This is a genomic window from Halodesulfovibrio sp. (assembly GCF_025210605.1).
Classification (GTDB): domain Bacteria; phylum Desulfobacterota; class Desulfovibrionia; order Desulfovibrionales; family Desulfovibrionaceae; genus Halodesulfovibrio.
Genome location: NZ_JAOARI010000017.1, coordinates 229863 through 242608, shown reverse-complemented (window position 1 = coordinate 242608; position 12746 = coordinate 229863). Strand labels below are relative to the sequence as shown.

The following is a 12746-nucleotide window of genomic DNA, read 5'->3' as shown; positions in this document are numbered from 1 at the left end:
TTGATGCAGCATATGGTAACTTCCCGCAGGTAACACCGTACCTGCGGGAAGTAAGATATTAATGTTTAAAGGAACGCTGCGCGGTAAAGACCATAGCTACCTGTGGTGAAGCTTCGTTTACAGCTTCGATAACTTCGTGGTCACGAATAGAGCCGCCCGGCTGTGCAATTGCGCTTACACCGTGTGCAAGTGCTGCATCAACACCGTCGCGGAACGGGAAGAAACCGTCAGAAACCATAGCGGTTCCCATCAGTCCACCTTTTTCAGCGCGGGTGCGGGCTTCAATGTCGTCCAGAATTGCCTGCGATTCTTTATCTGCAAGAGCTTTAAGCTTAAGCTCGTACAAAGAAATACCGTGTTCTTTAAACGCCAGCATATCTGCAAATTTTGTGTATGCTTTGTGGATAGTAAGTTCTACGCAGCCCACTCTGTCCTGCTCGCCGGTGCCGATAGAAACGGTAGCACCATTGCGGGCAAAAATGATGGAGTTGGAGGTAACACCGGCTTCGACAGCCCATGCAAAAAGAAGGTCGTCTGCTTCCTGCGCTGTCGGTTTGCGTGCTGCTACTTCTACGCCGTCTTTTTCTGCTGTTGCAGGAATAAAGTCGTCTGCTGTGAGGATGCGGTTACGGAAGGACTGCTGCATAACAATGCCGCCGTCGATGAGGCTCTTGAAGTCCAGCATAGGTACGTTAACCAGTTCTTCAAGATGCGCCATTCCCGGAATTTCGAGAATGCGCAGGTTCTTGCGTTTTTTCAGTTCTTCAACAACGCCTTCTTCAAAAGCAGGTGCTGCTACTACTTCAAAGTATGCGCTGTTAATAACTTTGGCACACTCTAAATCCATAGGTCGGTTTACCACCACTGCGCCGCCGAAGGCTGCAATGCGGTCGCTCCAGAACGCTTTGTTAAGCGCGTCTGCAACACCCTTGTCTGACCATGCGGCACCGCAAGGGTTATTGTGTTTTAAGATGAGGGCAGCCGGTTTTGCAGTGAGGTACTGCAAAATGTTAATGGCGTTATCAACATCTGTCAGGTTGGTTTTGCCGGGATGCTTGCCTGCCTGAATCATATTTTCTTCAGTTAACGCAGAAACAAGACCTTTCCCCGGTCCACGAAACTCCATACCACCAAGAGTTAGGGAGCCTTCCGCCAGCTCGTACACAGCTGCTGGCTGGTCAGGGTTTTCGCCGTAACGAAGCCCTTTTTCTTCCCCGTCAATTTCCCACGTGCGCTTGCGATACACAAGCTCTTGATCGCCCAGTTGAACTTTCATCTCGGATGGAAAAGGATCACCGAGAATGGTTTTGTACATATTCTTCAAGTCGCTCATGAGGTTTTGACTCCGCTTGTCTTATGTTAGTAGCCCAAATAAAACACAAACATGTGGTGCATCGCCGAGTTCAGTTGCCAGAACTCGGCAACAACACCCCCTAGAGGCGCAAGAAAGTATCATACAGTAGCACGGGGGGCAATTTTCATTTGAAGGCAATGGCAGATTGCAGTAAGGATTCGGTACCATCATTATTCACATGTAGAAAGGAGCAATTTGCTGTTATGGAACGCGCCCTCCGAAAGCTGGCTTCACAGCTTAATAGCTTCGATGAAGCATCCCTTATGGATCTGTGGGAAAAGTACGCACATAAAACAGATGAGTTTGAACCTACCCGAGAGTGGGAAGAATCTGCGTTAATTTTTTCTCTGATTCAGGCATTGCGCTGGAAAAACCAGCTTTTTAATCATAACTGGGCTGAGTCTGAACAGGCAAATATGCACAGTATGCCGCCACAGGCAGCATTTGATATTGTAGAAAAAAAATCAGATGCACAAACTGCATCAAATGCTGGAAGCGGTGAGGTTAAGGCTGCTCCGAAGCTTGCCAAGGTTCTTCCCTTCCGGCCGCGAAAGAGCGACTAGCCCGTTAAGAAGATAATAGTAGTACCGAATATTTTCCACGTATGTAACGGCTTCGTAGCCGCGACAATAACCGTGTCTGGTCTGAGAGTAGTAACGCTTCCAGGCCAGAAGCGGTAAAATTTCTTTGAGTTCCTGCCATGTTTTTCCAGTGCCGCCGCGTTTCTTCGAAAGTTTAATCGCGTCGGTAACATGTCCAAACCCTTGGTTGTATGCCGCAAGAGTAAAGAACCATCTGTCCCAGTCTGCCAGATTGTACTTTTCAAATCTGTCCCATAATTTACGCAGATAAGTTGCGCCGCCCAGAATAGACTGGTGCGGGTCAAGCCGGTTAATGCCCAGCTCTTTGGCTGTTGTTTGCGTTATCTGCATTAAGCCGCGAACACCGGTTCTGCTGCGCGCACTGCTTCTAAAATGTGATTCCTGAAATATGACAGCAGTTAAAAGAAGCGGGTCGATATTGTTTTTCTGACTCGCGGTCTGCATTGTCTTTAAATATCGTGGAACCTTCCGGCGCAGTGCTTTTTTAAGTTTAGCAATAACGTAGTAGTTTAATTTTTCGGGGAAAAATCCGTAATGTTTCTCGATGAGTTTTTCTACGGTATGGCTAGCCTGCACTTCTTCCCAGAACTCCGCTAAATCTTTTTGCAGTCCTGCTCCGGCAAAGAATACATTACGCCAAAACCAGTGATACGAGCGCGGTGCTCTGGTCTGTGCTTTGGGGACAACATCGAGAAAAAATGGCTGGAGCATGGTGAAGTTGCGGATATCGATTTCCGCAGTGCCGTTCTTATCATTATCGAATGACATGAGATGGTACATGTGGAATCGGTCAAAATCGACGCAGTCTTCGTCGTCGAGAGATTCTGTTTCGGGAGCTTCAGTGGCTGGAATTTCATCGGCTGGAAGTTGTTTGGTCACAGCCGCTTTTTCTTGTTTTGTGTCGGCGTCAACGCTGACAGTCGCACCAAAGAGTTTTTCTTTGGCGTACGGTGTATGCCCTGACGGCTCGCTGTCTTCTCTAGGAGACATTACTTGCGGGAGTGCATCGGCAACCGAAGACAGGAATGTGGCATTTTCGCGGTAGATTTCTCGATCTACACCATGCGGAACAGTCTTGAGTAGACTGGTACAAAGCGCCTGTAGCTCTTTATTGTCTGTAAGTTTTGTGTCTTGGATGGTGACGGAGCGGTATTCGTCGTATGCAGGTCCGGCTGATATTTTATGGGCATATTCTTCTGGAATTTCTCCTCCGAACCCTACGAGCATGTCTGCCTCGTCATTTGCAATCAGTGTCCATGCTTCATTTGCACTTTTGGCTCGAAGAATAGCGATGGTGTAGCCTTTATCTTTGGCAAAGCTACTCAGTAATTCGCCATCGACACCAAGACCATATGGGGAAACAAGAGAGGAAAATTGAGAGACGTTCGGCACAACGACTCGCACCGGTGGCATCCGGTAGAGATACGTCACAACTTCTGTACCCAGCATGATTACCGCTTGCGCTGCAATAAGCAGGAACAGGAAGTAGGCTTCTTTTGAGGTGAAAAAGCGTCTCTTCATTGATTCTCCGAAGTTAGATAACGGGGCGTACCGTCAGATTTTTTCTCCGTATACGTATTATAACAGGAATCTAACAGGTCGCTAGTGAAAAAATTCTCTCGGAATCAATTGACGGCACTATAAAGAGTGTATTAAGAGAAGATGCATTTTTTGCGTTCCTTGGATAGGCAAGGTTGCGAAAAAGCAGTTTCATTCCAGAAGGAGAGGCTAATGTCAAACGTAATCGTGATGGGCGCTCAGTGGGGAGACGAAGGCAAAGGTAAAATTGTTGACCTCCTTACCCGCGACATCGACGTAATCGTCCGCTTTCAGGGCGGAAATAACGCCGGTCATACAGTAATCGTAGGTGATAAGGAATATATCCTTCATCTCATCCCTTCAGGCATCCTGCACGAAGGCAAAAAGTGCCTCATTGGTAACGGTGTTGTGCTTGATCCGGGCGTATTTTGGAAAGAGATTGAAGGGCTTCGTGAAAAAGGACTTGATGTAAGTCCTGAACGCCTGAAAATCAGCAAGAAAACACACTTAATCATGCCGTACCATTGTGCGCTTGATGGTGCTCGTGAAGATCATAAATCAGCAGATAATAAGATTGGTACAACCGGTCGCGGTATCGGTCCGTGCTATGAAGATAAAGCAGCGCGTATCGGCATTCGTGCAGGCGATCTTGCCGATCATGATTTGCTCCGCACTAAAATCGAAGCAGCTCTGGTTGAAAAGAATGCTCTGTTTACAGCTCTTTACGGTCGTGAAGCTGTTTCCGTTGACGCAGTATTCGAAGAAGTTGTGGCCGCAGGTGATTGCCTTGTGCCATACCTTGCCGATGTGACTAGTGAAATCTGGGAAGCATTCGACTCTGGTAAAAACGTGATGTTTGAAGGTGCTCAGGGTATCCATCTGGACATCGATCACGGTACTTACCCGTTCGTAACCTCTTCCAATACTGTTGCAGGTAATGCTTCAGCAGGTGCTGGTATTCCGGCTACCCGTCTGGATCGCATTATTGCAATCGTTAAAGCATACACAACCCGCGTAGGCGCAGGTCCTTTCCCTACAGAGCTTTTTGATGAAGACGGAAGCTACTTGCAGGAAAAAGGTCACGAGTTCGGTGCTACCACCGGTCGTCGCCGTCGTTGCGGTTGGCTTGATCTTGTAGTGCTTGCTGAGACTGCACGTCTTAACGGTCCTACTGACATTGCTCTTACTAAGCTTGACGTACTCAGCGGTATGAAAGAAATTAAAATTTGCACCGCATATGATTACAAAGGCGAACGTGTTACTGTAATCCCGCAAGGACAGGGCGCTCTTGGCGACTGCACCCCGATTTACGAAACCGTACCGGGTTGGGATGAAGACATTACGAAGGCAACCAAATGGGAAGACCTTCCTGAGAATTGTCAGAAGTACATTGAACGCATTGAAGACCTTACTGGTGTGCGTGTAAGCATCATCTCCGTAGGGCCGGAACGCGATCAGACCATCATGCGCTAACTAACCGGAGGTAACGGTTTGGGTACGTCAAAAGACCAATCCACCCAGTCCGCTCTGGAGCCTCATGATATTATAGCCCCGTCTCTGGATGCTCGTCATGCCAGAGTGCGGGGCTTTATTGAGCAGCTCGCAGAAGACCCGCCACAAGTTGTTTTGTTCGAAGGTGGAACCGCCGAAGAACGCGAAGCCGTGGCGCTCTATTGGGCTGCGCGTATTAATTGTCTGAATTCTCCTGCACCGTGCATGGATTGTAGTGCATGCAGACAGATGATTACCAAAGCATCACGCGATTTGTTTTTTTTCGATGGGCGTGCCGGTTCCATCGGTTATGATGGTGAACCGAATGCTACCGGAACTATTAAAATAGAATGGATACGGGAATTACGCACTATTCTTGGTGAGCCGCCACGTTCAGAAAGAAAACGTGTGGTTGTTTTGTTCGAAGCACAATCCTTGAGCATTGCATCCGCAAATGCCTTACTTAAATCCCTCGAAGAACCACGTCCAAACACCAGTTTTCTTCTTCTCGCACCGCAGCGCGAACGATTGCTGCCTACTTTGGTATCACGGAGTTGGGTAGTGACTCTTGCATGGCCTGTGGGTGACTCTTCAGCTCGTTCAGAAGAAGTGCGCGAATGGGCAGATGTACTCGCAACATTCATGGTGGAAGGTACAGGGCTGCTAGCTAAAACAGGAACTCGCGGTGCGCTGGATGCAACTCTTGCCATGCAACTCTTGGTGCATTGTCAGCATGAGCTTGCAAGTGCCATAACTGGTAGAAAAGGTGGCGAGCTTGCACGTCTGTTTGCACAGCTTGATATGGGACGTCAGCGCAAGTTGGATGAAGTACTGAGTGAATGTCAGGATTCTCTTAATGCACTCGTATCCCCGCCACTTGTAGTAGATTGGCTTGGCACTAAGATGTACCTTCTTGCAAAGTTTGCTGCTAAAAGTAGCGGGCGCACTATTCGTTAGCTTTTATTTTTCATAGCTGCTCTCGTTTTTTTGATGGGGCGATTCTTTTTTCTGGCTCAATTTATTGCAAGTTAGCTGCTGCATATGCAAACTGGCTGCAAGAACTCGTCTTACAGCCAGTTGTGTGGGGATATGCTCGAAGTGTACGAATGTGTAGACCGTATCTCTGAGTTTTTCTGTATTTCTATATGTTAGCTAGAGGCTTCCTCTTTCAATTCGTGGATAATCTCTTGAAGGTTTCTAGCCTCAGTGTGCAAGGCAGATACACTTTGTTCTGCATTGCCTGCCATTGAGCGTGATTCATTGGCTATGCCATTAATTTCTTCAATAGACCTTGTGATCTCCTCAGATGCCGCTGACTGTTCTTCGGCTGCTGCGGCAATGGACTGCACCTGTGCTGCGGCTGCGTTCGCCATTTCTACAATTGACTGAAGCATATCACCTGAGGTCTTCGAGCGTTCAGCTGTTGATTGCATGGCTGCTGTAGATTCTTCCATTCCTTTTATATTCTTTTGTGCAAGCTGTTGGATTGTGCTGATGCTGTTGCCAACTTCACTGGTGGCACCCATAGTTTTTTCTGCAAGCTTACGCACTTCGTCAGCTACAACCGCAAAGCCTCTGCCTGCCTCGCCAGCTCTTGCAGCTTCAATGGCTGCGTTAAGCGCAAGCAGGTTGGTCTGATCGGCGATGTCGTTAATTATGGTCATGACTTCCCCGATAGCATCAGACTCGCTGCCAAGTTGGTTCATGTTTTCTCGAAGTGTCTCTGTCATTTCTCGCAGTGTGTCGATAGACTGAATCGTGTCGTTTACGACAGCTTGTCCCTCTGCCGCCTGTTGACGGGATTGTTCTGTACGCTCAGCTGCGTCTCCAGCATTGCGTGCAACTTCAAGGACTGTGGCGTTCATTTCTTCCATAGCGGTAGCTGTTTCGCTGATCCGGTTCAGCTGGATTTCCGCCCCGTGCTCAAGTTGTCTGCTGGTTGCAGCAAGGTCTGTGGAGTTGGCGTTAATGCTTCCTACAAGCCCTGTAAGACGCTCTGCCGCAGTATTGATACCTTGACTGGTTGCAACGGCAGCCTGCTGCATAGCCTCTTCTGCTCGTGCGGCTGCTTCCCTCGCCAATGAAGCCTGATGTTGTGCTTCTTGTTCTTTTGCAGCCATGTCTTCAATATTGTTTCGGAGTGTTTCTGCCATAACGCCGAGTGATGCTTGCAGGGCGGAAATTTCATCATTTCCGGTTGCTTCAACAACTACATCAAGGTTTCCTGCTGCGATTTGACGCGCGACTGAATTTGCTTCTGATACAGGAGTAACGATGGAACGCACAAGAAAAAGACAAAATGGGGCAAAGACAAACAGAAGTACCGTCGCGATGATAGAGAGTTGCAACATCATATTTTCCCACAATATTTGCTCATCTTCTTCTCGAACGATTTGTCCTTGTTTCTCTATGTTGTCGATATAGCTTCCTGTTCCAATCCAGTAGGAGGTTTGTGGAATGCTTTCAGCGTAAGCAAGTTTTGGCTGGTCACCTTGCCCCGGTTTGTTGAATACATATTCTACAAATCCGCCACCCGCCGATGCAGCTTTTTTGAGCTCACGGACGTAGTATATTCCGTTGGTGTCCTGTGACTGCCCCATGTCTTTGCCAACAGCAGTTTTTTTAGTGGGAAGCGCTACGTTGGTAGTATCGTCAAAAACAAAAAAGTACCCTGACTGATCTTCCTTAAAACGAATTTTTTCAAGAGCATTCTGGATGACGCGATGTTGCTCTTCTTTGCTGTCAATAGTGGAAAGTTCAGCACTGAGAGTGAGTGCTAACGAATGTGTTGCAACTTGCAGTGTCTGCTTCTCATCTTCAAGCATGACGGATTGTAAATGGTGAATTGTTGCTTCATTTGATTGTATTGCAAAACGTACATTAATTAAAAGAATGCCTGCAATGAAAAGTAAAACTACTGATAAAAGTAAAAATACACGCACACGAATTGTTAATCTTCTAAACATGTTATCCCCTTTAGCTGTCTGGTCATGGCTGTCGCTGGTATATGCTTATCGGCATTACGGGATAAATATTAATATTCCTGTAGATGAAAAATCAAGAAAAACAGTGAGTTGTGTATCTTTAGTTTGAGTTACAAATAATTTATTATAGTTTTTCTTTATACGGTATTGCGGGTAGGTAATATCTGTAATGACTATCTATTTTTATAAAAATGCAGAGTAAAATTATGTAGTAGTATAAAAATATGAGTCTATTTTTATTATGTTGTTGCTGTCTAAAGTGTATTTAAAGAAAAATACAATCTAAAATTCTCCAAGTAATAAAAACGGTAAGTGTATATATGTACTCCCTTGTTGTGTGTATGGAAGAATTGGAAGGGGTGCGTTTATATTTAGCCGTAAAAGAATGGAATATGGAGTAAAGTAGTACTTTTTTTGTAAGGAGTATCTCTGTTACATTGGTGCAAAAGTTACTTTAGTTCTTGATATAGATACGTGAACTTTTGTTGCAGAGTCTGTCCGCATGTATTTAGTGGAGAATAAAACCCAGTGGCAGGGCTGCAATAAAAAAAGGAGGACACAAATGTGTCCTCCTTTTTAATAGTGCATGATACTGCGCAGATTACTTGAGGTTTTCTGCGAGAAGTTCTGCGATGTGAGTTACTTTCATGTCGTTTTTACGAACATTAGAACCACCGCGCAGGTGCAGGAGACAGCCCGGGCAGTCTGCTACAAGGCGTTTAGCACCGGTTGCTTCGATATTGGTAAGTTTTTTATCCAGCAGTGTTGAGGACAGTTCTGGGAACTTAACTGTGAATGTACCACCGAAGCCGCAACATACGTCTTCTTCTGCGGAAGGAGCGTAGTCGCCTGCCATTTCGATAAGGTTACGAGGCTGCTCAACAACTTTGAGTTCACGGCAGAGGTGACAAGATGCGTGGTACGCAACTTTTTCATTAGACTTATTGAAATCGTCAGCTGATACACCAAGTACGTCATGAACATATGAAGAGAAGTCGATGATCTTAGCAGAGAAGCGTTTTACTTTCTCTTTGTATTTGCGATCACCAGCAAGCAGCTCTGCATAGGATTCTTTCAAGTGGGAAGCACAGGAAGCACAAAGTGTTACGATGTAGTCGCAGTTAGTGCCTTCGAACGCATCAACGTTTTGTTTTGCAACGTCGATGGTCGCCTGTTTTTCGCCCATCATCTGTACAGGAAGACCACAGCAGCTCTGATCCATTGGGAAGTCGATAGCAACGTTATGGCGTGCCATAACTTTTACAGCAGCTTCCATCTGCTCTGGGTATACAAAGTCTTGAACACAACCGGAGAAGAGAGCAACACGGTGCACTGGGTTGTGTACCATTGGCTTGATCTCTTTAAAGCGATCACGGAACGGCTTGTCTGCAATAGTCGGGAAGGAACGGAAGCCCTGATCTTTCATGAACATGAGCGGTAAGTGACGCAGGTATGGTCCCTGTTTTACAGGAGTCTGTGCCCATTTACCGAAGCGCAGGAGAGAGTGGAAGAGCTTGCGGTTTTTAAGAACCTTACCAAGGAGGTTGGTTTCAACCGGCATGCCGTTATCTTCGTTAATACGTGCGCGCAGCTCTTTAATAAGACCTGGAAGGTCAATGCCGCCAGCACAGATGTTTTTACATGCACCACAGTTAATGCAGTTGTGCACAAGGTTTTTAGCTTTGTCTTCACCATGGAAGAAGTAGGTGAGGATAAGACCGATTGCACCAATGTAAATGTGACCCATCTGGTGACCGCCAACAAGACGGTAAACAGGACATACGTTCGCACAGGCACCACAGCGTACACAGCGGAAAATCTGAGAGAACATTTCGTCTTCTGCAATTTTAGAACGACCGTTATCAAGGAATACAATGTGCATTTCTTTTTTCTGGTCTTCATTCAGTGCACACTCTGTAGCACCGCCAATCCATGTAACGTAGGATGTCAGAGCCTGACCGGTTGCGTTACGAGGAAGTGCTTTAAGTGCTGTAAGAGCATCTGTAAGCTTAGGAACAAGCTTATCGATACCAGCAATCGCAACGTGTACACGAGGAGCTGTTGTAGTAAGGCGTGCGTTACCTTCGTTAGTAGCGATGCCGATGTGACCGTTTTCTGCCACACAGAAGTTTGCACCGGAGATACCCATGTCTGCATCTGCAAAGTCACGGCGCAGTTCGCGGCGAGCAACTTTGGTCAGTTTAACAGGGTCGGACTCAAGTTCCTGACCGGTTCTTTTGGAGAAAAGATCCTGTACCTGATAACGGGAAAGGTGAATTGCAGGCATAACCATGTGGGAAGGTCCCTCATGGCGCATCTGAATAATCCATTCGCCGAGGTCAGTTTCAACAACTTCAAATCGTTCGTCTTCGAGGTAGTGGTTGAGGAGAGTTTCCTCAGAAGTCATAGACTTGGATTTGATGATTTTTTTAACGTTGTTCTCTTTAGCAATTTTAGCGATGAGGTAGTTAGCCTCTTCCGCATCTTTTGCAAGGTGAACATGAACACCGCGTTTTTCAGCTTCTTCAGTAAACTGCTTTAAAAGTGCTGCATTGTTTTTTACAGCGTAGTCTTTACAGTCTGCAATTTTCTTAATGAGTTCTTTTTCGTTGATATCTGCGAATGCTTTTGCACGGTTTTCACGGTAGCCAACAGCAAATGCATCCATAGCTTTGCGCAGAAACTCGTTATCAAGAGCTTCCTGCATGTCTTCGCGGTATTCTTTGAGATTTTCAGCTTTATGCATGATTAGTCCTCCAGGAGAAGAATGTGGAGTTCGAGTGGGCCGTGTGCACCGATAGCAAGTGTGCGTTCGATGTCAGCAGTACGGCTTGGGCCGGTGATTACAGCGGTGTATGCAACGCCGCTCATCAACTCGAGCAGAAGTTTTTCTGCTGCGATGGAGTCCTCATAAATTGTGGAAGCAGAGAGCACTGCAATGTGTGCTTCTGAAACCATAGTTGCGAGGCGCAGTTCTTCTCCGTTGGACTGTTGAACAATAGAACCAGTTTCAACAAAACCAGCGTTTGCAATGGTAAAGCCTGCATCAATACCAGCCATGTAGTCACGCATGCCGGATTTAATGAGCTTTACGTTATTTGCTTCACACTCTTTTTCAAGTGCAGCGTATTGTTCATCGGAAAGTTCTGGAGCAGCCATAATTTTTTCAGCAGCAAACTCTGGCTGTGGAGCATTAGGGCTGGAAGGAATGAGAAGTTCGCATGGATTTTTTTCAGCAACATACTTTGCAGCGTATGCGTATGCTTCGTCCATGGATTTAATGCTGGTAACTTTAGCAGCTACCAATTCTGCTTTTTCGCGAAAAAGCTGTTTGAGGTCGCTCATGTGACACTCCTGAAACTATGGTGTTCAGTAAGAACACCGCTGAGCATACCGTCCACCGCTGCATCCTGATATTCAGGCGGGTTCGTGCATGCAAAACAGCAACCGTAATGGTTGTAGAATCTCCTCAACGGATGAATGTCGTACAGAATTTGGTCTTCCGGACAAATTCAGCAAAGCGGCAACACTAAGCTTTGCTCGTACGGACATTCACCTTTTCTACCTTTGTCTAGAATTGCGGTAGAAAAGAAATGCATATGCAGTGGTGCAATCCGTACTTGCTTTGTGGCAACTGAGTGGGGCAGGGTCTGCACTATTCAGATTGACGAGCCAGTTTTTTACATAGCTTATTGTAATCAAACGAGTTGTCAACAAGTTCAGCGCCGCGTTTGATTTTGACCAGTTCACGAAGTTTTTGACTGTTCAGAATAAGCTCCATGCTTCGAGCAACGGAGTAGGTATCATCTGGAACCTGAATAACAGGAACGCCAAGCTGTTCGGAACGGGCACGTACAATTTCGTTAGGGGTGATGTTTCCTGTCACAATAAGACAAGGACATCCGCCTTCCATAGCGATAAGCTGCAAATCTGTTCTGTCTCCACCAACAATGGTGGCAAGATTGGATGACTGGCGGAAATACGTCATAAAGTTTTCCACCTGCATAGTACCAATCAAGAAGTTCTGAATAATACGTTGGGATTGTGAGTTACCTGAGATGATTTTTCCTTTGAGGCGCCATGAGAGTTCGGATGCTTTAATGGCGTTAAGCATCGGGTCTCTAGGAACCATGCCGAATACATCCACGTCGTTTTTTTCTAAAAACGGAATCAGAATGTCTTCTGCATCGCGTGAAAAATCTTCCGGTACATCGTTAAACAGTATTCCGAGCATATCGTCGCCGAGTGTTTTCTTAATGTTAAGAATGGCATCATAGTTGAGCCTGTTTCTGCGGTAACGATCTACGAGTAACGTTTTCAATCCAAGTTTTCGCGACAAGGTGAGACCATCCACACCCCTGTGGGTACCGGTATATTGGATGGAACCACAACCGCCGACGAGCATAACATCTTTGTCTTTGGAAATGGTGTTGTAGGCACTTTGGATGGCAGCCAAAGCGTCTGTTTCATCAGAGAGGGTAGTGACTCTCAGGTTATCTGGAATAATTACCGGTGTAAGTATATCCGGAGAAATCTCAAGACCGAGAAGCTCCTGAATGACGATGGCGTCCTCATCCCCGATGACATCATCAACCCGTTTAGGAAGTGACCCGACAGGCTTCATATAGCCTACACGCATCCCGCGCCGTTGCATCTCCAGCCCTAAAGCCATCAATACAATATTTTTTCCCGCAAATGCGTCTGTAGATCCAATATAAAGTCCAATCATGTATTCCCTCCCAAAGAAGATGCTTCGGGATATACCTCTTTCGGCAA

General features: G+C 46.4%; 9 protein-coding genes. 3 read left to right on the top strand and 6 right to left on the bottom strand.

Annotation, left to right across the window (positions count from 1 at the left end; genetic code table 11):
• Positions 1–58 precede the first annotated feature (58 nt).
• Positions 59–1333, bottom strand: coding sequence for an IMP cyclohydrolase (locus N4A56_RS06510; protein ID WP_295545919.1), 1275 nt, complete (start codon positions 1331–1333; stop codon positions 59–61).
• 224 nt (positions 1334–1557) lie between these two features.
• Between N4A56_RS06510 and N4A56_RS06505 the strand changes: the two genes are divergently transcribed.
• Positions 1558–1917 (top strand): hypothetical protein, encoded by a 360-nt coding sequence (locus N4A56_RS06505; protein WP_295545916.1) that lies wholly within the window; start codon positions 1558–1560, stop codon positions 1915–1917.
• Here N4A56_RS06505 and N4A56_RS06500 read toward each other — a convergent pair.
• Positions 1837–3477 (bottom strand): transglycosylase SLT domain-containing protein, encoded by a 1641-nt coding sequence (locus N4A56_RS06500; protein WP_295545914.1) that lies wholly within the window; start codon positions 3475–3477, stop codon positions 1837–1839. The two genes, N4A56_RS06505 and N4A56_RS06500, sit on opposite strands and share 81 nt — an antisense overlap.
• A gap of 210 nt (positions 3478–3687) precedes the next feature.
• On the opposite strand from N4A56_RS06500, the gene N4A56_RS06495 reads away from it, so the two are divergent.
• Both N4A56_RS06495 and N4A56_RS06490 read left to right on the top strand, forming a co-directional pair.
• A complete protein-coding gene (locus tag N4A56_RS06495; protein ID WP_295545911.1) occupies positions 3688–4968 on the top strand; it encodes an adenylosuccinate synthase in 1281 nt (426 codons plus the stop codon).
• A gap of 18 nt (positions 4969–4986) precedes the next feature.
• Positions 4987–5943, top strand: coding sequence for a DNA polymerase III subunit delta' (locus N4A56_RS06490; protein ID WP_295545907.1), 957 nt, complete (start codon positions 4987–4989; stop codon positions 5941–5943).
• Positions 5944–6134: 191 nt separating this feature from the next.
• On the opposite strand, the gene N4A56_RS06485 is transcribed toward N4A56_RS06490, so the two are convergent.
• From N4A56_RS06485 to N4A56_RS06470, 4 genes are all read right to left on the bottom strand, one after another.
• Positions 6135–7952 carry a methyl-accepting chemotaxis protein gene (locus tag N4A56_RS06485; RefSeq protein ID WP_295545906.1) on the bottom strand — a complete coding sequence of 606 codons (1818 nt, stop codon included), beginning with the start codon at positions 7950–7952 and terminating at the stop codon, positions 6135–6137.
• Positions 7953–8571: 619 nt separating this feature from the next.
• Entirely contained in the window at positions 8572–10716 is a 2145-nt protein-coding gene (gene ldhH / locus N4A56_RS06480) for an L-lactate dehydrogenase (quinone) large subunit LdhH (protein WP_295545904.1), read from the bottom strand.
• Between the two features lie 2 nt (positions 10717–10718).
• On the bottom strand, positions 10719–11315 hold the full coding sequence (locus tag N4A56_RS06475; protein ID WP_295545902.1) for a lactate utilization protein: 597 nt from the start codon (positions 11313–11315) through the stop codon (positions 10719–10721).
• A 310-nt stretch (positions 11316–11625) separates the two neighbouring features.
• A complete protein-coding gene (locus N4A56_RS06470) occupies positions 11626–12699 on the bottom strand; it encodes a DRTGG domain-containing protein (RefSeq protein WP_295545900.1) in 1074 nt (357 codons plus the stop codon).
• Positions 12700–12746 lie beyond the last annotated feature (47 nt).

Coding starts and splice junctions, on each gene's coding strand:
- N4A56_RS06485 (WP_295545906.1), bottom strand. CDS start 7,952: ATGTTTAGAAGATTAACAATTCGTGTGCGTGTATTTTTACTTTTATCA.
- N4A56_RS06505 (WP_295545916.1), top strand. CDS start 1,558: ATGGAACGCGCCCTCCGAAAGCTGGCTTCACAGCTTAATAGCTTCGAT.
- N4A56_RS06475 (WP_295545902.1), bottom strand. CDS start 11,315: ATGAGCGACCTCAAACAGCTTTTTCGCGAAAAAGCAGAATTGGTAGCT.
- N4A56_RS06500 (WP_295545914.1), bottom strand. CDS start 3,477: ATGAAGAGACGCTTTTTCACCTCAAAAGAAGCCTACTTCCTGTTCCTG.
- N4A56_RS06495 (WP_295545911.1), top strand. CDS start 3,688: ATGTCAAACGTAATCGTGATGGGCGCTCAGTGGGGAGACGAAGGCAAA.
- N4A56_RS06510 (WP_295545919.1), bottom strand. CDS start 1,333: ATGAGCGACTTGAAGAATATGTACAAAACCATTCTCGGTGATCCTTTT.
- N4A56_RS06470 (WP_295545900.1), bottom strand. CDS start 12,699: ATGATTGGACTTTATATTGGATCTACAGACGCATTTGCGGGAAAAAAT.
- ldhH (WP_295545904.1), bottom strand. CDS start 10,716: ATGCATAAAGCTGAAAATCTCAAAGAATACCGCGAAGACATGCAGGAA.